The 24,783-nt window shown below is 35.9% G+C and carries 17 protein-coding genes; 14 read left to right on the top strand and 3 right to left on the bottom strand.

The window, feature by feature from the left end:
- The first annotated feature begins 778 nt into the window (after positions 1 to 778).
- Positions 779 to 1,780 (top strand): hypothetical protein, encoded by a 1,002-nt coding sequence (locus C8N37_RS13245; protein WP_146171069.1) that lies wholly within the window; start codon positions 779 to 781, stop codon positions 1,778 to 1,780.
- A 973-nt stretch (positions 1,781 to 2,753) separates the two neighbouring features.
- Here C8N37_RS13245 and C8N37_RS13235 read toward each other — a convergent pair.
- Positions 2,754 to 3,968 (bottom strand): hypothetical protein, encoded by a 1,215-nt coding sequence (locus C8N37_RS13235; protein ID WP_108159328.1) that lies wholly within the window; start codon positions 3,966 to 3,968, stop codon positions 2,754 to 2,756.
- Between the two features lie 1,195 nt (positions 3,969 to 5,163).
- Here C8N37_RS13235 and C8N37_RS23185 point away from each other — a divergent pair.
- From C8N37_RS23185 to C8N37_RS13215, 4 genes are read left to right on the top strand one after another with little or no spacing between them, the layout of a single operon-like run.
- Positions 5,164 to 5,298: a hypothetical protein gene (locus tag C8N37_RS23185; RefSeq protein WP_261775285.1), complete on the top strand. Its 135-nt coding sequence runs from the start codon at positions 5,164 to 5,166 to the stop codon at positions 5,296 to 5,298.
- Positions 5,282 to 6,337: a hypothetical protein gene (locus tag C8N37_RS13225; RefSeq protein ID WP_186812815.1), complete on the top strand. Its 1,056-nt coding sequence runs from the start codon at positions 5,282 to 5,284 to the stop codon at positions 6,335 to 6,337. Before C8N37_RS23185 ends, C8N37_RS13225 begins: the two co-directional genes overlap by 17 nt.
- Positions 6,334 to 7,305 carry a CBASS system CD-NTase-associated NAD(+) hydrolase Cap12 gene (cap12, locus tag C8N37_RS13220; RefSeq protein ID WP_108159326.1) on the top strand — a complete coding sequence of 324 codons (972 nt, stop codon included), beginning with the start codon at positions 6,334 to 6,336 and terminating at the stop codon, positions 7,303 to 7,305. Before C8N37_RS13225 ends, cap12 begins: the two co-directional genes overlap by 4 nt.
- A gap of 18 nt (positions 7,306 to 7,323) precedes the next feature.
- Positions 7,324 to 7,611, top strand: coding sequence for a hypothetical protein (locus C8N37_RS13215; protein ID WP_108159325.1), 288 nt, complete (start codon positions 7,324 to 7,326; stop codon positions 7,609 to 7,611).
- Positions 7,612 to 8,197: 586 nt separating this feature from the next.
- Here C8N37_RS13215 and C8N37_RS13210 read toward each other — a convergent pair.
- Positions 8,198 to 8,428 carry a helix-turn-helix domain-containing protein gene (locus C8N37_RS13210; protein WP_108159324.1) on the bottom strand — a complete coding sequence of 77 codons (231 nt, stop codon included), beginning with the start codon at positions 8,426 to 8,428 and terminating at the stop codon, positions 8,198 to 8,200.
- A 602-nt stretch (positions 8,429 to 9,030) separates the two neighbouring features.
- Here C8N37_RS13210 and C8N37_RS13205 point away from each other — a divergent pair.
- From C8N37_RS13205 to C8N37_RS13190, 4 genes are all read left to right on the top strand, one after another.
- Positions 9,031 to 9,414, top strand: a complete 384-nt coding sequence (locus tag C8N37_RS13205; protein WP_108159323.1) for a hypothetical protein — start codon at positions 9,031 to 9,033, stop codon at positions 9,412 to 9,414.
- A gap of 589 nt (positions 9,415 to 10,003) precedes the next feature.
- Positions 10,004 to 11,143, top strand: coding sequence for a TlpA family protein disulfide reductase (locus tag C8N37_RS13200; RefSeq protein ID WP_146171067.1), 1,140 nt, complete (start codon positions 10,004 to 10,006; stop codon positions 11,141 to 11,143).
- Positions 11,144 to 11,208: 65 nt separating this feature from the next.
- Positions 11,209 to 14,352: a SusC/RagA family TonB-linked outer membrane protein gene (locus C8N37_RS13195; RefSeq protein WP_170114525.1), complete on the top strand. Its 3,144-nt coding sequence runs from the start codon at positions 11,209 to 11,211 to the stop codon at positions 14,350 to 14,352.
- A gap of 11 nt (positions 14,353 to 14,363) precedes the next feature.
- Complete coding sequence (locus C8N37_RS13190) at positions 14,364 to 15,731, top strand: RagB/SusD family nutrient uptake outer membrane protein (RefSeq protein WP_108159320.1); 1,368 nt, start codon at positions 14,364 to 14,366, stop codon at positions 15,729 to 15,731.
- Positions 15,732 to 15,797: 66 nt separating this feature from the next.
- On the opposite strand, the gene C8N37_RS13185 is transcribed toward C8N37_RS13190, so the two are convergent.
- Positions 15,798 to 16,199 carry a hypothetical protein gene (locus tag C8N37_RS13185; RefSeq protein ID WP_108159319.1) on the bottom strand — a complete coding sequence of 134 codons (402 nt, stop codon included), beginning with the start codon at positions 16,197 to 16,199 and terminating at the stop codon, positions 15,798 to 15,800.
- An 834-nt stretch (positions 16,200 to 17,033) separates the two neighbouring features.
- Here C8N37_RS13185 and C8N37_RS13175 point away from each other — a divergent pair.
- From C8N37_RS13175 to C8N37_RS13155, 5 genes are all read left to right on the top strand, one after another.
- A complete protein-coding gene (locus C8N37_RS13175) occupies positions 17,034 to 17,969 on the top strand; it encodes a hypothetical protein (RefSeq protein WP_108159317.1) in 936 nt (311 codons plus the stop codon).
- 281 nt (positions 17,970 to 18,250) lie between these two features.
- Entirely contained in the window at positions 18,251 to 18,769 is a 519-nt protein-coding gene (locus C8N37_RS13170) for an RNA polymerase sigma factor (RefSeq protein ID WP_108159316.1), read from the top strand.
- 133 nt (positions 18,770 to 18,902) lie between these two features.
- Positions 18,903 to 19,958, top strand: coding sequence for a FecR family protein (locus tag C8N37_RS13165; protein WP_108159315.1), 1,056 nt, complete (start codon positions 18,903 to 18,905; stop codon positions 19,956 to 19,958).
- A gap of 53 nt (positions 19,959 to 20,011) precedes the next feature.
- Positions 20,012 to 23,080: a SusC/RagA family TonB-linked outer membrane protein gene (locus tag C8N37_RS13160; protein WP_108159314.1), complete on the top strand. Its 3,069-nt coding sequence runs from the start codon at positions 20,012 to 20,014 to the stop codon at positions 23,078 to 23,080.
- A 3-nt stretch (positions 23,081 to 23,083) separates the two neighbouring features.
- Positions 23,084 to 24,739 carry a RagB/SusD family nutrient uptake outer membrane protein gene (locus C8N37_RS13155; RefSeq protein ID WP_108159313.1) on the top strand — a complete coding sequence of 552 codons (1,656 nt, stop codon included), beginning with the start codon at positions 23,084 to 23,086 and terminating at the stop codon, positions 24,737 to 24,739.
- Positions 24,740 to 24,783 lie beyond the last annotated feature (44 nt).

Raw genomic sequence — 24,783 nt, 5'->3', positions numbered from 1 at the left:
TAGAATTGTTTTTTGACTTTATGAATGCTCCCATCACTAAAGAAGACTTCATCAGACCAATATAGTGTTTAGGAGCTAAATTATTTGATGGTGATATCGTTCATACTTCTTAAATATTTAGGTGATATTTTAAGGAAATTCGAAGGCTTTATATATAAGTCTTATGTTTTGGAAAAGTATTTCAAATTATAATGATCTGCGATTTGCCAATTGCAATATTAACATTTGTAGCACGGATATTTAATTGATATATAAAATATCGATCTTATGGAGCTAAGCTTTACTACGTGAAGATCGATATGTACAATGCTGTAGATCCGCAGGAAGAATAGATTTTAAATTACCCCCTTCTTATAATTTTACCTTAAAATTCAAATAGAATTTAACCAATCTCTAACGTTTAATTTACGGTTATATTTGTGATAAGTTTTGGTTATTTATTCATAATTAAGATATTTATTTTTTTACTTAATTTGTGTTTTAAGTTATTCTTTATAATACTCCGCTAATTAATGTCTATCGCATACCGAATGTCCGTTATAATTAATTATTCCCCTAAATTAGAAGAATCTGCCCTCTCATAGTTGTTATGAATGAAGGGCTATATTTGATGGTGTCGACCATTTAAGCCCCTAAATTAGACGAATCCCCCCCCTAGTTGTTATGAATGAATGGCTATATTTGATGATGTAAACTATTTAAATACTGTATCAGTCAGTATGCACTACTAATTATAAATACGAACCAACTAAAAATGATTAAGATTCTCTATAAACTAATGAATAATTTATACTCTTCATTTCTCGTATTTTTGCTTATTAATCTCACTTGTTTTAATTCACATGCTCAGCGTAATTCAACGGTTTCGGATGTCAATGCTGTGCTTCTTAATGCAGGTGAAAACAAATCAGAACTTGAGGAGGTTCTGAACTATTTTAAAAATAAGAATGATACAGTCGGTTTAAAGTCTGCGGAATTCTTGATTTCAAATATGGATATACATCAGGCAGTCAATTATTACTGGGTTGATTCTTCGGGCTGTAAAATTGATTTTAACGAATTTTCATATCAAAATTTTAAAGAATCAGTTACTTCATTTAGGCAAATTGTTGAGAAAAAAGGTCAATTGACCCCTGTTCCATTTAATTCTGAAGACATTAAAACCATCGATGCGAAATATTTGATAAATAATATTGAAGTTGCGATAAAATCTTGGAAAAACTCGAAAATCAAGAATATACCCTTCCAAATATTTTGCGAATATATATTACCTTATCGGGTAACAATTGAACCTATTCAGAAATGGCGCGAAAATTACCAAGAAGAATATAAATGGATTACTGATAGCCTTTTTAGCTTAGACTTAAAAACAGTTATGGGATTAGCTCAAATTGATTATAAGACGTCTTTTCTTTTTACATGGAATAAGGAGTCTCGTGATGAACCCTTGCCTAGATTGGGGGCAAAACATTTAATTTTCAGGAAAAAGGGAGCATGTGAGGATGTCGCGGCTATGGTGGCGTTCATATTTAGAGCTCAAGGTATTCCTACAGCTTACGATAAATTTAATCTTTTAGATCAAGCTAATCGCGATGCTGTGGCAAACCTTGTTTACGCTTATAATCTTAGGGTATGTAGTGCCGGCACTTGGACAACAATTGATCCATCACAAAAGAGACTTTATGATCAACAGATTGCAGTGGACCAGAAACCAGAGATACTTAAAAAGCTTGATGTCGCAGTACAGAAAGAGAAAGAATCAAAGATGATTAAATTTTAACTGAATGTTTGTAATGCTTGCATTTCTTCATTTTTATTCGATTAAGCCGCCTTAATATCAAATTATGTAGTTGAAAATTATTTTAATTAATAAAAATTATTATGAAAACTGTAATAACCATTCTTATTATCGCTCATGTATACTTAATAACAAGATACTGTGTGTCAAAATTGTTTCCTAAGGAAGATCTGGATGAGACAACAAAATTGAAGAGATTAATAATAGTCGCCTTTATTCCATTTTTTGGCTATTATTACGTGTCTAATCTTGAAAAATAAATAAAAATATGAAAATCAATTATTATTTCCTGTTTTTATTATTAATATTATCTTCCTGTGAGAAGAGAGAGAATATCGAAATGTCAACAAAAAATTCAGAAAATCACGCCCTAAAAGGAAGGTTAAGTAGTTTAGGTTTCAATCAAATCGATCCAGGTAAGTTACAGAAAGGAATTTCTTACCATGAAATAGCTTCAGACGATGAATTAAATACATTACTAGACCACTTTCTTTCATGACCATGTCGTTTGAATAATTAAATATAAAAAATCTTATTAAATTATTCCTTTGACACAGTTCAAGTTACAGTCTCAAAGATTAGGAAAAGAAATTATGCTTGTGGTCAACCCGAATTCTAAAAGTTCAAACCTCTATATGTTGTAACATTCACCAATCTTATCTATAATTTGCGTTATATAACTGATCTTGCCAGAGCAAAGACTCACGTTTTTGACTATATGAATGCCTCTATCATAAAAGAAGACTTCATCAAACCCATATGGTTTTCAGGAACTTAGATTGATTGATGGTGATATAGTATATACGCCTTATATGTTTATGCGAAATTTGAAGAACATTCGAGGGCTTAATATATAAATCTTATTTTTTGAAATCTGATACAAAAGCATCATTCAATTTAATAATTTTTATTTTATTATTCCGCTGACACAGTTTAAATTACAATATCTATAAACTTAGGGCAATTCATAAAAATCATTTTTATCGATTTTTGGCTTTTCATCTTCAAAAATATACTTACCTAAAAAATAGTCTATAGTACTTCCTAATAAATATATTGTGGCTCTTATTCCAATATCCAATGATTCATTGAAATCATAATGCTTTCTAATTCTGTTATTATAAGCAACTAAATGAGTTCTAATATTTACCTGATCCATAATAGAATTTACTCCAGACATATAAAACTGAATCTCTGAATAGGAAGAGTCCTTTGTAACTAAATTCATACCTTGTTTTATTATATCGTCTTTGGTTTTAATTAGGCTATCAGTTTTTAACTCATTTTCGATTATTAAAAAATATTTCAACCATAAATTTGTTACCGTTTGATTTTCTCTTGATTGAACTTTTTCTTGAATGCTTTTTAAAAACGAGATATTTAATTGAACATCTTGCTTATATTTTTCATATTCTTCATTATTTGTATGTGCAAGAGAATCTCTTATTATATTTTGACCAAAACTATAACAAAAGGATTTATTAGCTTTCGATTGTAAAACACAAGATCTGCCCGTGATTGATTTATCTTTTTGCAAAAGGTTGCCCTCAATCACCTGGTATTCTTCATAGATTGGGTCTGAAAACAAATGGTTATTTAATGAACTGTACCTATCTGAAAATCTCAATGAAACTACAAAAAGAATATTCCAAATTATATATCCAATTAGGAATAGATATAATGCTTGTATTCTATCTTCACTAAAAATTGTCGAAAAATTTAGAAATAACCAAGTTATTGTAATGTAAAGCAGAATTTCTTCAAGAACGTAATATATGTAATTTTCTGATAATAAATATTTGGAAATAAGTAAATTAAAAAGGGGTTCAACTAGTAAAAATGACAATAAAATATAAAAAATTACTTCCTCAAATTTAGCCTTACTTCTGACTATTTTTATCGATATTAGTGCCAATAGAGATAGAGGAATCAAGCTGATTATACTTCCAGTGACAATTTTTAACCAACTTAGCTTCTCATATGTTCCTTCAAATAAAAAAAGTGAACATACAAAAATGATAAAATGAAAGAGTAACTTTCTAATTCTTTCAGAGGAATTAAGTTTTAAAAAATTTGAAATAACAACTCGAGGTCTTAAAAAGATCTTTAGATAGTCAACAATCCAATTTGCTAATTCAGCTTCTTTAAAATCTGTAAAATTCAAGTTCATAAATAATATAGCTGGTGTTTTCGAATATACCGACATTAACTGATATTTTATTCATTATTTTCTGTTATCTGTATATAAATATAGTAGCACTTTTTCAAAGAATTTGAAGTTTTTAAATAATATTAATTCAGATTCAATGATCTGATATATAAATATTTATGATTTATTAATGTAGGAATTTAAAACTATTATATATTTGAGTACAACAGTTTTCTATGGTTAAAATTTACAATTCGTTTTGTAAACTAAAGTATTATTTTTGGAATCGGCCGGATTGGATTATGCATAAATTATGACCTAAAGTAAGAGAAGAAAGCGGCTCCATATTTTATAAGTACTAAGGTCGAAGCTTCTACAGATAGAAGTCAAGATTTCCCATTTTTAGACTATAGCAAATATAACTGTTCCTGACTTTAATATATCCAATTATTGTATTTCCTATAAAAACAAGATCTCTGGTAAGACCTTTCTCTTTTTCAATTTGTTTTAAAAAGTCTTCATGAGTTTTTTTGTTTACGATATAAATCTTATTTACAGCAAAATTAAGCTGGTGAAATGTATTGCCGGACAAATTTCTAGGTTATTTATAAGAGGTTACTCACTTTTAAGAATTCTTTCTTATGTATTTTTCTATCAATAATTATATATTTTTCTCAAGTATAATATTTTGAAGTCAATTCATTTACGAGTGTGTTCTTTTGTGAAAATTATCTGCTCAAAAATTATACAAGAATTTATTTTGGAAAAGGTCATTCCGTCAGTTAACTACTATTTGAATTAATATTTATTGGCATGCCCATATTTATTTAATGACAATATGTCAAGCAGTATATTTTTTAATAAAGGACCAATATATCGTTATTGAGTTCATTTCATTCAAAAATGAAATATTTGAACAAAAAGGTAGAAATCTCCACATCTTATTGGCATGGACTATGATGACCTTAATTGGCTTAAAAAGCCCCTTGGTACAGCAATACCTCGGGGCATCACTTTTTAAAGCTTAGTATGCTTCTGATATGTTATTATAACGGTACAAATCTAAAAAAAGTATTTTAAACAACGATTTTTATTATTTGTCCATGATCGCATTGCTAAGCTGGGGTCTGTACTCCCCGCCAAGAAATTGGTACAAATTAAGCCCTTGTAAGTCAAATAATTTGCAAGGGAATTTTTTAACAAATTTTTTCAGCTTATGCAAAAATTAAAACAGTTTATTCTGGAATGTCCAGAAACGAATGGACAGTTGCCTATTGGTACCATGGTCGATTATGATCCCAATTATGTAATTTTAATGGGAAAGGAGGTGTGTCATGGCAGAAGACTATAGGGAATTCACCCGACAACTTCGCAATAGGCTTGATCCTGAAAATCAGATTCTTGAGAAGTCAATCAGGGAAGAATTATCCAGCATTAATTATTCCGATGTACTCGAATATGTGCGTTATGCCATGAATGGCGTCGAAGCAGCCTATACTCAACGTAGCAAAGAGGCGGGGGAAAAAGTGAAAACTCACCTGTACAACGGCGGAATTACAAGTGCCACTTTTCGCTATCAAGGATCAGTTATGACTGATACGCACATACGTGGTTACAGTGATATTGATCTTTTGGTCATTTCTGATCTGTTTTACTCTTTTGACAGCGTGGGTGTAACCCAAGCTTTAAACGAAAGTTATTACTATCAAGCTAGCGCTCTTCAAAAGCTCCGTACTGAGAAAGAAATAAGCAACTATGTAGGCAACTCCTTGGATGATCTATACCATTTACGGTTAACCAGCGAAGAAATTCTTCAACGCAAATATCTTGTTTGTGATACTTCCAAGCCAAAATCAATCAAAATTGAGAATAAAGATCTAAAAAGGGAAGTTGATGTTGTTATTTCAAATTGGTACGATGATGTTACATCTATAATAAATAATAAAGGTAATAACCGAGGTATCCAAGTATATAATAAAGAACTTGATCAAAAGGGAAAGGTCGATTTTCCATTCGTAAGTATTGATCGTATTAATGAAAGAAGTGCATTAACATCAGGTCGGCTGAAAAAAATGATACGATTTCTAAAAAACCTTAAAGCAAAATCTAGCTTGGAGATTGATTTATCAAGTTTCGATTTCAATGCAATCTGTTATAATATTGATGTTTCGATCTATCGACAGTCAATTTTCTACGAACTTGTACCTATACTTTATTTACAGCTGATGCGTCTAGTAAATGATGCGAGCTTAGCAGACAATCTAATGTCGGTTGATGGGCGTGAATATATCTTTCGTGGCAAACCTGAAAAGATGCAAAGTCTTCATAACCTGATCTTAGAAATTAATAAAGTATTATCAGATCTTAAAAATTCTAGACTTTTATTATGAAAAAAAGAATATTTATTGGATCATCATCTGAACAGCTTACAATTTTAAATGAAATTGTAGACCTTCTTGGAGATGATGTTGAATGTATCCCATGGACAGATGCATTCGCGCTTAACAAAAGTGGACTTGACTCTCTTATCAAGCAGACAAGACTAGCAGATTATTCAATTTTGATTGCAACAAAAGACGATCTTACTAAACAGAGAGGAGAATCTCTGACCAAACCTCGGGATAATGTTGTTTTTGAATTTGGACTATTTCTGGGAGCAGCAGGACCGGAAAAATGTTATCTTATTGCAGAAGAGGATACAGATTTGCCGACAGATCTAGATGGTATCACTGTCGCCAAATTTACACGTAACAGTGGGCAGTACAATTCTCTTGATAAGATTGTTGAATCTATAAGAACCCATTTGGTAAAGATCGCTGAAATGAGCCAGCTTGGACTGTTGCCATCAACGGCATTGGCTATTGGTTATTACAACAGTTTTATCAAACGTGTCTGTGAGGAAATTCATGGTTCTGAATGTGTTGAACTTGAAGGAAAGAAAATAAAAGTTAAAAGCTTCAGAGTAGATGTTGTCATTCCGGAAACTCTGGATGACAATGGGGTGGGAAACTTTACAACACTTTACAATAAGCGTTATGGACTCAGTAAGGCAACCACATGTACTAATCCAGCCCTATTAGGAACCAGAGGATTTCCTTTTCATTTTAAAGTCGATCCACCTGATGCGAATCAGGAAAGCCCGGTAGATATACATTTATTAGATATTCCTTCGACATTAAGTACTATTGTTGAAAGCCTAAAACTCTATTTGCCATCGAATCAGGTAGGACAGGATTTTGACATGGATTATCTTGAAATGCGAGAACTGGAAAATTTTGCAAAGGTACTGAAATACCTTATTGGTAGAAATGCAGCGACCAAAGGATACGTGAATGTTCTGACAAATGTTAAATTGTAAAATTAATTAGATACTTATATGAACGTAATAATTACTTATGATATAAAAAGAAACCATACAGAAATAAAGGATGAACTTAAGCGTCTAGGCTATGTGGATACGATCAAAGGGATAAGTTTGAGCGATAATAAAACTCCTGTTGATCAAAAATTGCCCAATACTACATTGATAAAATATGGTGTAACAAGCACATTAGAAGTCATGAATTTTGTTATTGGTGTAATTAAAGAGCACAACGGCGGGTTAGACAATATATTTTGTGCTGAACTGGCGGTTACTTTTAGTTGGAATGGTCGTCAATCTTAACTACTTTAATATTTAATTGAGAATTCCGGTAAAGAATTGCGACTTCCTTACCGGATTCTTTGCTGCTAAATACTCCTTCAGAATTTCTCAAAAAAATCAGTCAAATTAAAAGCATACACCTCTTCGGTTGGCTTTTAATTACTAAGTGATATTACATAAGGCTCAATACATTTTTTACAATCCGTGAGCAAGTGCCTTTAAATTATGAACCTACTTTCGTAATCGAGTCCCCGCCGAAGAATTTCTCTTGATAATTCAACTTTTAACTTTCTGTTGTTTTCTGAGACCTTAAAATGCTGCTGAATGAGTCCTATATTTTCTTTCAGAAATGATATTTTTCTGGACATTATTTTGTTGTATGCTTTTTTAGCTGTTTCAAAGGCAGTGTAATCGTTTCGGAAATTGTTCATGTCGTATCTTGAGATCAGATGCTTGCTTTCACAGATATACAGCGTGTTGTCAAGTACAAACAAAAGGTCAATTTCTGCGCATTTGTCATTAGCAATGTTGATATTCTAATTGTTCCATTTTTTTAGATTTTTGGTATTTCGATCACATCGTTCTGCACAAGTGTGGCTTTAGGCTTTCAAAAATCCAAAAGTTTACTCATTGTAATACTGGATTTATCTGCAATTTTTTTTAAAATGGAAATTGTTGAATTTGTTTCTGCTCTTTCTATTCTTCCCAATTGCCTAACATCAATTTCACAAAGCTCCGCCAAAAATTCTTGAGACCAACCATTATCCTCTCTGATTTTTTTTATCTGTTTACCAAGGTCCTTCAAATATTGTTGATCTCTGTATTGTTTTTCAGCCATACGAACAATGTCAAGAATTATTTGAAAATATATTAGGACTTATTTGTCCTTTTGATAATTATTATTATATTTGTATATCATTAATAATCAGAATATGACATAATGTATAGATAATTATTTTAATAAAGAGTCTCGTAGATCGAAGTTGACACCCAAGGCGTCGAGACAGCAAGGTTTTACCATTCCCCTAGTTTTGCTATATTTGAAGATATTGGCAGGGGATGGTCTTGCTGTGAAGCCTTTTGCCCTTGGGTGTCAATCAAGATCGCAAATTGCGGAGCGGACCATCTCCCTGCTATATTTATCCATGAGACTCGTTATCCCATAAAACGAGTATGAGTAAAAAACAACAATCAAAAAACATTATCACCGCCCCCGAGTAGCTCGGCCGGCTTCGCCAAATATGATTTGGCACTTACAACTACGGATTGCGTAATTCCGATTTATAACCTTGTGATTTCTTCTTTCAAACGCGATCTGAATCTTTTATTAACTATTTACTAGTCTTTGTGACCGTTGAGTCATACTAGACCCTGAAGCATCTGATTTCTATCGGAAGGGGGATATTATGCCTGTAGGTTGCAGTCTTAAAACGTTAAGATATGAAGAAATTTTTATCGCAACTGGTTGATTTTGACATGACGCTCTACGAAGTGCACGATGAAAATCATGATCCCGTGCAAAACATCACAGATTTTTGGACTAAGTATGATATCAAAAGCTTTCGAGAATATATGCTCGAGCTTTTGACCATCTATAATGGCAATCCTGATCAAGCTAAACTGCTTTTCAATACCGATCAAATGCATGAGTTTATCATCGTACTGCTACGTATGTATATGGCTTACCATATGGTCTATAATAGAAATATGGATCTGGCAAAAATAGACTACTCCGTATTGGCGAATAGCACCAATAATCAACAGGAACTCGCAATGGGAAAAAAAATCTTCGATGTTTTTAAACTTTTTTCAAAAAACCATTAACAAATAAATTATGAAAGCACTAAAATTACTGACGCAAGTCAAAACATATGTACCCTCCATCTACCTGGCACTGGCCAAGTACGCTTGCAACTTATACCGCAAGTGTACTGGTCGAGTGCTAAAAGATAATCGATCACTGTCTTCGGACTTTTTCCTAACCAACTTCGCCCCATCTTCTAGGTCGCTTCGAGGGGGCTCCCAGTGGGCTTCGAGTGGGCTTCGACGTACGTGCAGGGAGAGTCGAAGCCCACTCGAAGGAGACTCAGGGGAAGGTAGAACAAGGCTAGAACAAAGGTCGAAGAAAGGTCGAAGAAATGCAGTAAAACATCAAATGGATGTTTTGGAGCAGTTTTTGGCAGCTACCAGATCCATATCTGCTTTTAACCAGATTCGGACGCTGTTTTACCGCCAGCCGTCTTTATTCCGCTTCTGCACCGCCTATTTCCCGTCCCTGACCCGGGAAATGGACGGTGCAGGGACTTTGCAACTGCGGTGCAGGGACAGGAAAGTTCAAAACAAGGTACGAACAAGGTTAAAACAAAGTACGAATCAGATCCAAATAGCATTAGTGTCTTTGCTGTTGAATTTGATGCAAAAAGTAGTTTTCAAAGTGGCCAAGAGTGTACCGTTAGTGTACGGGGTATTCACGGGGAGTGTACCAATTCTATACCGAGAGTGTACGGAGAAGCTACTAAGAAGGTACCAAAGAGCTACTAAAGCCAGTAGCTTGACTGAAGATCTACAAGCGGAGTGTAGACCAGCATGGGAACACCGTTGTTACTGTATCTCCCAAGCATGCGTAGTGCATATGCTAAGTAATGGTCAAGCATGGATAGTGCGTAAAACGGTACCCATTGATACACGATCCATGCACGATCCATGCTCTATCTATGCTTCATCTATACTTGATCGATGCGTGAAGAATGCTTCGTTTCAAATAAGCGCTTTTAAGCGGTTTAATTTATTTAGCCAGGTGTATGGGTGGTTTTGCATTAATAATGCACCAAACCTCTTTAAATCAATCTTAAATCGATCGCTTGCCAGTAGTATTGATGCTGTTGTTCAACACACTCATTCTACGATAATGAAAACAGGAAGGGCTTTTTCTTTGCTGGTACTTCTATTTTTCAATCTTCTTGATTGTGTTTTAACGGAATTGAAGAGTATCAGGACTTACTCGCTATTAGTCCTGATGTTTTCTATGTTTAGTTTATCAGCTCAGACGCCCCGCAAGGACAGCGGGGCTGATGGGCAGATCGCGGGTAAACCCCTGTTAATCGGACAAAAGTTGCCCGATGAATTCTGGAATAAAGAATTCCTGTTCTTTAGGGATGGTGATACCCTCAGGCGTACTCTTGAAGAATATAAAAACAAGATGATTATTCTGGATTTCTGGTCTTCGGGATGCACTCCATGTCTGCTGCATCAAAAGGAAATCAGATATTTTGCAGATGCATACCAAGATGATCTTGTGGTGATCATGGTAAACAGTAAGCTCACCAGAGAAAAATATGGTAAGCTCAGGGCTCTTTATGATAAAGGTTATTTTCAACAGTTTGGTATGAAAAATCTGGAATCTATAATTGAAGATGATTATCTGGTTAACCTTTTTGCTGCAACGGCATTTCCCAATTATATCTGGATCAATAACATCGGCCGGCTGCAGCTGAAAACATACAAAAATCTATTGGATCGAAATTATGTTGCACCCTTTATCGAGAAACCATGAAATTGCAAAAAATAATATGTGTCATCCTGATGCTATTTTGTTCGGTATATGTGTATGGGCAAAAAATGATAGAAGGATTTATCTGGGATGAAAAAGGGAATCCGATCGGCAAAGCAACAATAAGCTCACAAAATAAAAACGGGAGCACAGTTTCAGATGGAAAGGGATATTTTAGGATATCGGTATCTCCTAGAGATACAATCCTACGGGTGTCTAATGTCGGTTTTTCAAATGTGAACGTGCCCATCTCCAACAGAAACGTTGTTGAGGTGGTACTTAAAGAAAATCATTTGACTCTCTCGGAAGTGGAGGTGGTGCGTACCGGTTATCAGGCGATTCCTAAAGAACGTTCGACGGGTAGTTTTGGGCAGATCACCAGTAAGGATCTATCGAAGAGGGTGTCAAGTACGATTTTAGAAAAATTAGAAGGACTAGTGCCAGGGCTACAATATGATAACAGAACCGGCAATTCGATAATCAATATAAGGGGGATAAACACCATGTCGGACCACATGATGGGACCCTTGATCGTGGTGGACAATTTTCCTTTCTCTGGAGACCTTAAAGATATAAATCCCAATGATGTGGAGTCTGTGACGCTATTGAAAGATGCTGCGGCAACATCGATATGGGGCGCAAGAGCAGGTAATGGGGTGCTGGTTATCAATATGAAACAGTCAAAAAATGAAATACAGGATACTAAGTTGCAGTTTACTACAAACCTTGTTTCGGTAAATAAGCCGCGACTATTTGATGTCCCACAGATAGCAACTTCAGATTTTATTGATGTCGAACGTTTTCTATTAGACAAGAGACATTACGATCAGACCTATCTTAATAATCAATATTCGCGGGGCACGGTATTTTCACCGCTTGTTGACCTGCTCTATGATCATGATAAGGGAGAGGTTTCAGATGAACAGCTCCAAGTTGCTATCGCGGAATTTAAAAACAGGGATTATAGAAATGACTTGTTGAAGTATTTTTATCAAAATAGCTTAACCCAGCATCATCATCTTTCTTTATCTGGTGGCTCTACTAAGCATGCTTATCTGTTTTCATTGGGATACGACGGTCAGACAGGTGGATTGGTGGGGCAAAGGGACGATAAGCTAACAGCTAACCTGCAAAATACCTGGTCTTTGGGCAAAAGAATGAAATTGATCTTTTCAAACCGGTTTACGTATGATATGGCCAAAGATTATTCTGCCCGTTTTGATTACAATTATTCTACAAAAGGCGGTAGGACAGGTATATATCCATATGCGCAGCTGGTGGGAGTTGGCGGCGAAGCTTTGAGCTTGGCAAACGGATTTAACCAGAGATACGTAGAGAACCTGTCAACTGCGCATTTAATGGACTGGGTTTATAGACCATTTGAAGAAATGAATAAAAATCAATCCAGCACGACCAGCAACCATACAGCCTCGCAGATCACCTGGAATTATATACCGATAACCGGACTGGATCTTTCGGTGCTTTATAATAACGAGATCCAAACGGCAAATCGGGATATGGTGTATTTAGAAGATTCCTATTTCGCCAGAAATATGATCAATACCTTTAGCCAGATTAATGGGAGTACAATGAAATATCATCTACCCAGAGCAGGTATCAGGGATATCAGCAATACGCAGCTGATGAGCCATAAGCTTAGAATTGGGGCAGGTTATCAACGTAGTTTCCTGGAAAATAAACATCAGGTCGCGGCGATCTTCGGTTATGAATTATCGAGCACGACCACTCAGGGTAGCGGCAAGAGGGATTATGGTTACGACCCCAACTTAATGACAGTTCAGACCGTGGATTATGTCACTAGTTTTCCGACCTATGATGGGCTTTTAGGAAGTATGAGAATACCCTACGTGGGCGGGTTTTCAAAATATATAAACCGATTTGTATCGTATTATGGCAATGGTTCCTATACATTTAAGCAGCGGTATATTGTCTCCATATCGGGTAGGAAAGATGCTTCTAATCTTTTTGGTGTAAAAGCAAATGAGCGATGGAAACCTCTGTGGTCTACAGGACTGGCATGGGTGCTTTCCGATGAACAATTTTTTGCTCCAATCAATTGGCTATCGAATCTAAAAATGCGGACGTCCTATGGACATAGCGGTAATTCCGGCGGTGTTTCGAGCAGCTACGCGATGATATCACATGCCAATGCACTAACCTTGGATCTAGCCGGGCAGCCTTATGCTACAGTGACTCAATTACCCAATCCTGGACTGAAATGGGAGGATGTTCGGATGTTAAATGTAGGGCTGGATTTCAGCGCCCTGAATAATAAAATTTCGGGAACACTGGACTTTTTTGATAAAAAATCAACAGATCTACTATCTCCTGATGAGATTGACCCAACAGTAGGGATCTCAGCTATCACGAGAAATGTCGGCATGGTAAAGGGGCGTGGTTTTGATCTGTCCCTCAAAACAAACTTATCAATTGGAAAGGTGAACTGGAATAATAGCCTATTTATAACGCACAGTATCTCTCGGGTAAAAGAATATCGAGGTAAAATCAGTTTGGCCAATGCCTATTTATTAAATACAGGTAAATACCTGACCCCTTTGCCTCAGAAGGACCTGTATCCGGTTTTTGCCCTTCGTTTCGCAGGTCTAGATCCCCAGAATGGTGACCCCAAAGGTTATTTAGCTGATGTCGAATCCAAAGATTACGCGCAGCTCATGCGCGATTCATTACAGAATATGACTTACTATGGTACGGCATTACCTCCATATTATGGATCATTTAATCAGAGCTTCTCTTGGAAAGGAATTGAACTGTCCTTTCTGTTGATGTTTAAATTTGGGCACTATTTCCAAAAAAACACGATTCAGTACAATGGTCTGTTTGAATCATGGCGGGGTCATGATGATTTTGCTAAGAGATGGCAAAAACTAGGAGATGAACTGATCACGACGGTGCCCTCGATGATGTACCCCGCCTCCGCAGATCGGGATAGTTTTTATGCTTTCGCGGAACCCAATATCGTAAAAGGAGATGTGCTGCGGTTACAGGATATCCGGTTGGCATATTCTTTTAATCTTGCTTTGGCAAATAAAAAGAAATTCGTGATCTCGACATACGCCCTTATCAATAATGTCGGCATCGTGTGGAGAGCAAATAAGTCTGGGCTTGATCCGGATTATAGTGCTATTCCAGCAGCCAGAAGGCTGAGTGTGGGCTTGAACTGTTCATTTTAAAACATGTAGTGATGGAAAATATTCAAAAATACTTATTTAGCTTATTCCTGGTTTGTCTATTCGCATCGACGTCCTGTAATAAATTCTTGGACGCCAAACCTGACGCCTCGCTGTCTATACCCGAGACTTTTGAAGATATAAGGGCTTTGATGAACAACGAGGGGCAGATCAATCGGTCATTTCCTGCTCTTTCGGAGTTGGGGTCAGACGATTTTTATGTTAAATCCAATGTGCTCAATGCCAGGCCCGAAGCGGAGCGTCTGGTGTATACCTGGACAGCTGATGCTCAACGTTATGATCTGCAAAGTTGGACAGCTCCCTATAAAACGATCATGACCGCAAATATCGTATTGGAAAGCTTAGAAAGAATAAGTGCTGGCTCAACATCTGAAAGAGATATATTGAGGGGGCAGGCTTTTTTTGTTCGAGCTTTCGCCTTTTATTATCTTGCTCAGATCTTTTGTCTGCCCTATGATGTCTCCAACAGAAATATTGCGATGGGACTGCCTTTGAGGTCGACCTCGGATTATGCGGTAGAGTTTGGCAGATCGACATTAGGTGAAACGTATGATTTTATCATTAAAGATCTCCTAACAGCATTAGACTATCTACCTGAAAAAGTCGAATATAAATCCCGGTCTTCTAAAGCAGCGGCATTGGCATTATTGGCCAGATTATATCTGATTATGGGCGATTATACCCAGGCAGGGGAACTGGCAAAAGCAACACTTGAATATAATGACCAGCTGCAGGATTACAATAGCATAGACCCAGCTCTTAAATTGCCTTTTTCAACTACAAATATTGAATTTATATATTATGCATTTTGTAATAGTGGTTATTTACTGGCCAATAGTAGAGCTTTTATACCTAAAGATTTTTATGAAAGTTATGCCGATGACGATCTTAGAAAGACATTGTATTTTAATCGGTCAAGTAATGGTGATATATTATTTAAGGGGAGCTATGATGGTGTCGGGAGTAATTATTTTGCGGGAATTGCTACCGATGAGATCTATCTGATACGGGCAGAGTGTGAAATACGAAAAGGAAATCTTGATGCTGGATTGGAGGTGTTGAATAGGCTCCTGAAGTATAGATACAAGACGGGATCATTTATTCCGTACAAAGATCTTTCAGATGAGCACGCTTTGGATCTGGTAATTTCTGAAAGGCGTAAGGAACTTGTCAAACGAGGAATTCGATGGACTGACCTTCGTAGATTGGTCAAAGATGGTAAAGGAATAACGGTATACAGAAAAGCTGATGACGGGGTAAATAATGAAAAGTATGCCTTATCTGTAAAAGCAGAGTCTTATGTATATCCCATTCCACCAGATATCATGAGGCTAGGAAATTATAATCAAAATCCGCTTTAAAATAGCAGTGTCCTTTGGGAAGACATGAAAGCCTTCCCAAAGGACACTCCTTATTGATGATCCATACTATTCAGCTCTAAATTCCAGAACAGTTGAATTCGTTGCAGGATTATTATTTATGATGCTTTGATGTGCAGCACGAATCTGTAATTGGATGCTGGTTCCATCAACAGGGGCATCCATTTTTGGTTTTCCTGTACCATCATCTGGTGCATTGATCTGGCAGATGACTTCTTGGGCAAGTCCACATGTTGGTAATCCAGCCGGAGAGCTTGAATAATTACTCGCCAGTTCGGGATTATCACTGGCCGATCCGGTAAAATACCATGTTTGGTTGACCAATGGTTGACTTACTGTTTTTTCGAATTCCTTCTTCTCCATTGCCTTTACAGCGAAAAATGTGCCGATCAATAAAAAGAAAGATAATAGCATACCGGTACGTAACCGGTTTATTTTTAGAGTGCCCATGAGCAGTTATTTTAAGTTTATATCATATTTGTTATTCGTTGCACATCGGTTTTGCCTCACAGCTATGCGATCGAGGGTTCCGTATCGGTCAGGCAGTTGTCCCCGCAATGCGGTTGACCGTTGATTGATGTCTTCGGCTGTTCAGGCCTGAATAATGCAAATTTACGAGGGTAAAAGATCTTGTTTATGATTCTCTTTAGGGCCAAGGATAGACAGATAGGAGCCAAGTTCTTTAAAAAAAAGAATGTGACGACACTTGAACCGAAAGACAATCCGTCCAAATAGCCTGATCCATAGGGATAGGAATACTGACCATATGAAGTGGTCAAGTATTTTGATTGTTTCTGTTGCTGTTTTTAAACTTTTCATCGCTGTTCATTTTACCTATCCATAACCTGTTGCGCGGCGGCACATCCTTGGTGCGGCCTGCCCTTTGTTTTCTTTTGCACTTTATCGCTGTACCCGCGTCCCCTTTTTATTGCTCCAGATACCCCAACCCATGCTCTTCGACCGTACCGAAGATATCTGGAACGATCCGTCGGGAAAGACGGATTGCATACAACCTCGGTACGCTCGATATTTCTTTACTTCCATATCATTATTTTCCATTGAAACCTGGATGGATCATGGTTTCGATTATTTCTTGGCTTCAACACAAAAGAATAGTAAGTTTCATCTTTTTCCATATTTATTGGGGTTTATTCATTTTTGGGATAGAAAAAACTGAGAAACCTTGAAAAATATCGAAAAAATTTGCTTTTTTAACTTATTTTTAATAAAATAGAAGTTTGTATTTATTAATTAACTAGCCATTTAGTTACAGCCATCTCTATTATGGAAGTAATAAAGAATAATGAAAATGCGGACCAAGTATGGGATCTTGCAGACAATCATAAGAAGTCGAGGGTGCTTATTATGCTCTTCTTTTCTTTTTTTAATGCGTCATCAGGTTATCCGATCGGAAAGAATTGGAAGTTTCTGAAACATTGCCTGTCGAGTTCCAATTTTTACATTGACTTTTTATGGAGTTTCATTTTTTTATTTGTTTTAGTCAGTGCAATTATGCAGGTGACCGCATACTTAGATGAAAAACAATTATGGAGGGATGGATTGGGCAAGCGACTATCGGCCCAGCTTTTATTTGCTTTTGTTTCCACGTTTCTCTTAGCGGAGGCTATGGACAGTTTTTATCTACAGGTAACATCTAGAAGTTTATTCCGCATCTCGCAAACCATCATCCAAGTTCCGTTTTCATTGACTCTCACATTGATCTACACCTTATTCTATAGCATCACATCCCTTTATACAGAATATGTCAAGCACATCAATTATGAAGAAGTGGCATTAGAAGATGATAACAAGTTATCAAATGGCGAAGATATAATAGAAAAGAAAAATAACGATAGCAAAAATACCTTGGAAAACAATCCAGTAATAACCATTCGCGAAGGAAAAGAAATACGCATGAAAGATCTGGACATTGTCTGGATAAGCAATGGCAATGGGGTGAATACAATCTATGAACGCAATCATGCTCATCCTCCCATTCAGGATGGTCACCCTTTGAAGTACTGGACGGAAAGACTTGATCCCAAAGATTATTATCAGGTATCTCGATGGGATCTGGTACATCGAGATATTATAAAAGGTTACCACGTCAAACCGGATAAAAACTTTAAGCTGGATCTGGATTATCCAGGAGAATATCAATTGGTCATGAACAAGGATAAGATTGATGATTTTTCAAAGTGGTTTTTGGGAGAAGTATAAGTAGGCAAATCTGTATACATGGATAAGTTCTGTAGCTAAGTATATTTTTACTGTCCTGCTGAGATTTATGAGTATCGGATTATATTTGGGCTCTGGCCACAATAGTCCGCTGAGCTAACCTAGCGTTCAAAAATTAAACACAATCCATAAGTTTTAATCTTGATCTATGATAACTTGAACACATCATCACAAATAATGATAACACTTTTTTATTGTAGAAAACCTTGTTGCATAAGATATTTTCTATATTTATCAATTATAACCACTTTTCTTTTTTATAAATGGCCTTTTTAGATGAATCATTGTTTAAGAATTTATTCTATCATCATTATGATAGAATATATACTGGATTCTATAAAAAGACAAATTCTTTAGAGGTAGCACAAGACCTAACCCAGATTACTTTCATGAAGTTATGGACTTATCGAGATCAATTTAGTCAAGACATTTCTCATGAAAAGCAGATTTTTAGAAAAGCTAAGTTAGTGCTTATTGACTGGCTACGCAAAGAAGCTAATCAAAGAAAACTAATAGCAGAGATTCAACAAAATCTACCTTTGGCTTTTACTACCAGCACAAGTGACTTAAAAGAAGAGCTAAACCTAGCGATTGACAAACTTCCTCCCGCAAGAAAAAAAGTCTTTATAATGGCTTACCTGGAAGGCTATTCGCATAAGGAAATTGCTGAAGAATTAAATATTTCAGTAAAAACCGTTGATGCACATGTACTAAAGTCTCTGCAACAGCTCCGCAAACTTCTAGCATTGACAAGTTTACTATTTTTCATCTTCAATAAATAAAAATTATACACCTCATTATCAATTGATTATATTTTTATTTGAAAATATCTTCTCTTAGAGGTGGTAATAATAGGAATTGAAACGAATATATAAGGGAAAGAAGTAGGAAAACCAAACTTATAAACCAATTAAAATGTCCTCTAATCAGTTTGATCAAGATAAGATCAGTAGATTTATGTCGAATGAAAGTTCGTCCGAAGAAGCTAATGAAGTGGCTGATTTTCTATCTAATTCAACCAGTGAATTAGACAAGATTTTGGTATTTGAGAAAATTACTAATGACGAAATAATTAGCCTTACCCTTGTCGAAAAAGACGAGATCATGCGTACCATTATTCCTTCAAAAGTGCCAAAAATCCATTTATGGAAAAAGTGGGCTGCTGCAGCGTGTTTGATCGGAGCCTTATCGATAGGTGGGTATTATATACTTTTTCAAGATAAAAACGATACGGGAATACAAATTTCAACGATTCAATCTAAAAAATTAGTAGACAATTATTCAAGGATAGAAAAATTATATTCTTTTCCTGATTCTTCAACAGCCATATTACAACACAATGCCAGCCTAGAACATGCGCATGATTTTTTAGTGAATAGAACGATCCACCAATTAACAGGTGACGTCTATTATGCTGTGCAAAAGGATTCTATTCATGCTTTTCAAGTCCTTGCCAATGGCATAATAACAACAGCTATTGGTACAGAATTCAGGGTACGTAATCATGCAAAAAACAATCAAGTAGAAATTACTTTGGTAGAAGGAAAAGTAAAATTGAGTTCTGTTGATGTTGATTTTGCTATGGATGATATTTATTTAGATCCAGGACAGGTGTGTTTTATTGATAAAACCTCAGGTAAAATCTCGATCGATATGATCCGTGAAGAACATGTTAGAGCATCAAAATCCAGCGTTAATGGCATCGCACCTTCATCGGTAAATACAGCAGGTATTATATGGACAAATACGGAAATACAGTTCAATAAAGTGAAGCTTGAAAATGTATTTAAACGTATAGAGTCACAATATGGCCTAAAAATAAACTATGTAGATACAGGTGTCGCCAATTCCTTAGTAACAGGTAAAATATTACGTTCCGATTCTTTAGAAACCATTTTGAAATCGATTTGTGAAATAAACCAATTAACGTTTGAGATAAACCAAAATACGATCTATATCAAAAGAAAATAGTGCACTCGTAACGTTAAGTTACAAACCAATTATTTATTATTAAAACCGCTTTTATGAGTAGAATTTTCATAAGATTAGGAGCTTTTATGCTTCTTTATGGCCTAATTTTTCAATCTATGGCCCAACAAAAACCAATTATTAATGGGAAAGTGCTTTCTACAACAGGAGAACCTTTAGCAGGGACATCTATATCAATAGATAATAAGCGAACAGGAGAACGAAAGGTAATAACCGCCGGGGAAAATGGTTTATTCCAAATTTCAAATATGATTATAAATGAAAAATACGACTTGTATTTTGATTACATCGGGTATCGCAGAGATTCTATTTTAAATTACAGCATCCTGAATAATGAAAATAATACCTTATTGATTCGTTTATCTTCAGCTCTAAACATATTAGAAGATGTGGTAGTCGTGGGTTATGGAACACAGAAAAAATCAGATGTGTCCGGTGCAATCTCTTCTTTAGATGGGGCTGCGCTAACCAAAGCGCCCGTACCTAATTTAGCGAATTCTTTAGCCGGAAAAATGACTGGTGTTATTACTGCCCAGCGCAGTGGAAAACCTGGATTTGATGATCCTACATTTTTAATTAGAGGACAAAGTACGTTTGGTGATAACGGAGCATTGGTCCTAGTCGACGGTGTGGAGCGCTCGATGAGTAGAATTGACCCCAACGAAATAGCAAGTGTCACGGTACTAAAAGATGCTGCTTCCGCAGCTGTGTATGGTGCTAGGGGAGCAAATGGGGTCGTTCTAATTACGACAAAAAGGGGGCAAGCTGGCAAAACAAGCTTATCCTATACCGGTTCATTTGGCATACAGCAGCCCACAAGGGTTCCTAAAATGATGAATGCTCTAAACTATGCGACATACTTGAATATGGCTAAAGAGAATCAAGGAGAACTAAAGCGATTTACGGATCAAGATATTGAAGATATAAAATCAGGAAAAATTCCCTCGACAAACTGGTGGGATGAAACATTAAATCAAGTCGCGCCTATACAGCAGCATAATTTAATGCTTAATGGTGGAAATCAAAATGGCACAAAATATTTTATCTCTATGGGTGTATTGGATCAGGATGGTTTATATGATTTATCTAAATTCAAACGTTATAATCTTCGTTTAAACCTAGACAATCAAGTTACGAAAGACCTTGCTATCAGTTTAGACATCGGTGCAAGACACGAAAACCTATCGCAATCTGCTACAGGTGATGGACTTTTTTCTACCCTATTAAACTCAAAACCTACAGAAAGCGCTTATGTACCCGATGCAATCGCTTTGCGCGGTTTAGGATCAAATGGACAAAATGTTTCGCCCATTGGTCAAGCGAGCCAATCTGGTTATTCTAAAACAAATAATAATGTTTTTCAAGGGACTTTACAGGCAAAATATGATGTCCCTTTTGTGAAAGGCTTGAGTGCCAAAGTAAGATTTTCTTATGATCGTTTTTTCTCCGATGCTAAAACATTCAATACACCATATACCTACTACAATTATGATCGCGTCAATGATTTATATAGCGAATTCGTGACAGGTGGAGGTACGAGCTTATATGAAGGTACTGCAAATGACGGGCTGACCACTATTCAATCCTTTCTAAATTATGAAAACAAATTTGGAGACCATAATATTTCGGGTTTGTTTTTAGTAGAACAAACAGAATATTATTACAAGAACCTACAAGCGTCACGCGTGCAGTTTGAATCTACAGCAATAGACCAACTATTTGCAGGTCCTGAATTGAATCAACGGAATAATGGTTCGGCCACTGAAACCGCAAAACAAGGTTATGTAGGCCGTGTAAATTACGATTATAAAAGTAAGTATTACATCCAGGGAAATTTCCGTTATGATGGATCCTTTAATTTCCCTGCAGATAAACGATGGGGATTTTTTCCCGCTGTTTCTGTCGCGTGGAATGCTCATAATGAAAATTTCTTAAAAGAAAACCCGATAATATCTAATTTGAAATTTAGAGCTTCATATGGACAATTTGGTAATGATAGAGTGCCTGCATTCCAATATATATCAGGTTTTAGATATGGCTCTGGATCAGTATTTGGTGGCAATTATCAATCAGGATTAGTAGATATTGGTATTCCCAACCCAGATATCACCTGGGAGACTGCGACAAACACAGACTTGGGTGTCGAGTTTGGCTTATTCAATGGCTTAATATCTGGAGAGCTGGATTATTTTCATAAAAAAACTAAAGATATTCTTTTACCACGAAATGCATCTGTCCCGGAAACATTTGGAGCTACATTGCCATATGAAAATATAGGTATCGTAGAAAATAAGGGATTTGAAGGAGTGTTACGTTTTAAGAAGAAAATCCAAGATTGGCATTTTCAGGCGGACGTCAATATGACTTACGCAAAATCCAAAGTTATTTTTATGGACGAACCTGCTGATGTAGAAGATCGTATCAAGCGCACAGGAAAACCATTAAATCAGTTTTTCGGATTGAAAGCCATAGGCTTATTCCAAACGCAGGGAGAGGTGGACAAATCACCTGATCAAGATGGTCTTAGTAATCAATCGATAAGAACCGGAGACATTAAATATTTGGATTTAAATGGTGATGGTGTTATTAATGGAAATGATATGCATGATATCGGCTATAGTGATATCCCTAATATGATTTTTGGATTTAACTTCAATGTTGGTTACAAGGGATTTGATCTTACAGCAAATTTTCAAGGAGCTAAGAATTTCCAACAATATATCAGATTTGACCCTTTTAATTTAGACGCGAATGCGCTGGATATGTTTAGAGACTCCTGGACAGAAAATAATAGAAATGCTTCTTTACCACGCTTATATTCAGGAATAAAACAGAATAATGCTCAGCGTTCTTCCTTCTGGTTGTATGATGCTAGCTACTTAAAATTAAGAAATTTAGAATTTGCCTACACATTTTCTATGAATCCTACTTTTAAAACAATAGGTATACAGAGTCTTAGGGTATTTGTTGGGGGTAACAATCTTTTCCAATGGTCCAAGTTAAATGACTTTGATGCAGAAGCTCCAAATATTGACCCAGACAGAAATAGCTATTATTATCCGCAACTAAAATCATACACATTTGGTTTAAATCTAACCTTTTAAATTATGAAAAGATATAAAAAAATACTCTTTATTCCACTGATAGCCTCTTTGTTGCTGTCATTTGAATCTTGTAATAAAGACTTATTAAATCGTGAACCTCTAGATATTATTTCCAGTGATGCGGTCTTTAAAGATGAAAATCTGTCTTTAAAATATTTAAGCAATCTATATGACTTTATGCCGGTAGGTTTTGGACTATATATGTCCGAAGGAAATATGGTCTTATCGGGATTAGGTATCACCGATATCTTAGACGGAAGTACTGATTTGTTAAGAAGTCCAGCTAGCTGGAATGAAAATAACAGTGTAATGATTCCTGGAATAATTGCCGCTACCTACAACCCTTTGGATGTTTGGGGTAGGACTTATCGAGGAATCAGAACAGCCAATAATTTAATAGATGGATTAAGTAAAAGCCCGTTAAAAGAAGAATTTAAAAGTAGAGTAACTGCAGAAGCAAGGTTTGTTCGTGCCTTTTTATACTTTGATCTTGTTCGAAGATACGGAGATGTGCCTTTGATTACGGAGCTTCAAAATTTTGATGATCTTGAAGCATTATACGTCAAAAGAATTTCCAAGGCGGAGGTTTACGACTTTATTGATCAGGAATTGAGTACTATTGCTGATATCTTACCAGCAAAAGCACAATTAGCTACTGCTCAATCAGGCAGAGCCACAAAGGAAGCTGCCTGGGCCCTAAATGGTCGTGTTTTACTTTTTGCAGAACGTTACGAAAAATCAGCCTTGTTCAGTGCTAAAGTAATTGAAGGAAAAGCATATTCTTTAGAATCCGATTATAACAAACTTTTCCAGTCCTATGGCGGAAATAATGAGGTGATCTTTGAAGTTATGTTTAATGGCACAAATAAAGGTCATGCCTTTGACAATCTTTTTTTGCCACCAAGTATCGATAATGGATGGGGTTCTCAAACATTGCCAACACAAGAAATGGTAGATTCTTACGAAATGCTGAATGGCCGATTGATCACTGACCAACAGTCCGGATATGACGCACAAAACCCATATATAAACAGAGACAAGCGTTTTTATGCGAGTATTGTATACAACGGATCTACATTAAAAGGAAAAGTAATTAACACTGGATATCTGCAGCCTGATGATGGCTTAAATCTGAATGAAAGAACGATTACAGGGTATTATATTCGTAAATTTATTGATGAAACGTTACCTTTTTCAGAATTAAAATTTGGGGGTAGCAGAACTAGTTGGAAAGAACTTCGACTAGGTGAAGTACTGCTCAATTTTGCGGAAGCTCAAAACCATGTAACAGGACCCAACCAAGCTATTTATGACGCCATAAATAAAGTACGTGAATTACATGGTGGACTACCTCCATTGTCCAATAATTTATCCCAAAGTGATATGTTGACTCGGATTATGCAAGAAAGGAAAGTAGAACTAGCTTTTGAAGGGCATCGTTTTTGGGATCTTAGACGCTGGAAAATAGCCGAGCAGACCTTAAATAACAAGTATTTTCATGGTATGAAAATTACAGAAGAAAACGGTCAAAAAAAGTATGAGGTATTTGAACTGAAAAATGTTCCTAAACAAGTTTTCTTGCCCAAACACTATTTAATGCCAATACCATTAACTGAAATCAATAAAAACAAAAATTTAGTTCAAAATCCAAGCTATTAAAATATATAATATATGATAACGGGAAATATAAGTAAGTGGTTCAT

Source organism: Sphingobacterium faecium (assembly GCF_003054045.1).
Taxonomy (GTDB): Bacteria; Bacteroidota; Bacteroidia; order Sphingobacteriales; family Sphingobacteriaceae; genus Sphingobacterium; species Sphingobacterium faecium.
Note: the sequence above shows the minus strand (reverse complement) of the source record. Positions and strands in the feature narration are given on the sequence as shown.

What these genes read in the sequence shown, in the direction of transcription:
- C8N37_RS13245 (WP_146171069.1), top strand. Translation starts at nt 779, where the DNA reads ATGAATAATTTATACTCTTCATTTCTCGTATTTTTGCTTATTAATCTC.
- C8N37_RS13235 (WP_108159328.1), bottom strand. Translation starts at nt 3,968, where the DNA reads ATGAACTTGAATTTTACAGATTTTAAAGAAGCTGAATTAGCAAATTGG.
- C8N37_RS23185 (WP_261775285.1), top strand. Translation starts at nt 5,164, where the DNA reads ATGCAAAAATTAAAACAGTTTATTCTGGAATGTCCAGAAACGAATGGA.
- C8N37_RS13225 (WP_186812815.1), top strand. Translation starts at nt 5,282, where the DNA reads ATGGCAGAAGACTATAGGGAATTCACCCGACAACTTCGCAATAGGCTT.
- cap12 (WP_108159326.1), top strand. Translation starts at nt 6,334, where the DNA reads ATGAAAAAAAGAATATTTATTGGATCATCATCTGAACAGCTTACAATT.
- C8N37_RS13215 (WP_108159325.1), top strand. Translation starts at nt 7,324, where the DNA reads ATGAACGTAATAATTACTTATGATATAAAAAGAAACCATACAGAAATA.
- C8N37_RS13210 (WP_108159324.1), bottom strand. Translation starts at nt 8,428, where the DNA reads ATGGCTGAAAAACAATACAGAGATCAACAATATTTGAAGGACCTTGGT.
- C8N37_RS13205 (WP_108159323.1), top strand. Translation starts at nt 9,031, where the DNA reads ATGAAGAAATTTTTATCGCAACTGGTTGATTTTGACATGACGCTCTAC.
- C8N37_RS13200 (WP_146171067.1), top strand. Translation starts at nt 10,004, where the DNA reads ATGCAAAAAGTAGTTTTCAAAGTGGCCAAGAGTGTACCGTTAGTGTAC.
- C8N37_RS13195 (WP_170114525.1), top strand. Translation starts at nt 11,209, where the DNA reads ATGATAGAAGGATTTATCTGGGATGAAAAAGGGAATCCGATCGGCAAA.
- C8N37_RS13190 (WP_108159320.1), top strand. Translation starts at nt 14,364, where the DNA reads ATGGAAAATATTCAAAAATACTTATTTAGCTTATTCCTGGTTTGTCTA.
- C8N37_RS13185 (WP_108159319.1), bottom strand. Translation starts at nt 16,199, where the DNA reads ATGGGCACTCTAAAAATAAACCGGTTACGTACCGGTATGCTATTATCT.
- C8N37_RS13175 (WP_108159317.1), top strand. Translation starts at nt 17,034, where the DNA reads ATGGAAGTAATAAAGAATAATGAAAATGCGGACCAAGTATGGGATCTT.
- C8N37_RS13170 (WP_108159316.1), top strand. Translation starts at nt 18,251, where the DNA reads ATGGCCTTTTTAGATGAATCATTGTTTAAGAATTTATTCTATCATCAT.
- C8N37_RS13165 (WP_108159315.1), top strand. Translation starts at nt 18,903, where the DNA reads ATGTCCTCTAATCAGTTTGATCAAGATAAGATCAGTAGATTTATGTCG.
- C8N37_RS13160 (WP_108159314.1), top strand. Translation starts at nt 20,012, where the DNA reads ATGAGTAGAATTTTCATAAGATTAGGAGCTTTTATGCTTCTTTATGGC.
- C8N37_RS13155 (WP_108159313.1), top strand. Translation starts at nt 23,084, where the DNA reads ATGAAAAGATATAAAAAAATACTCTTTATTCCACTGATAGCCTCTTTG.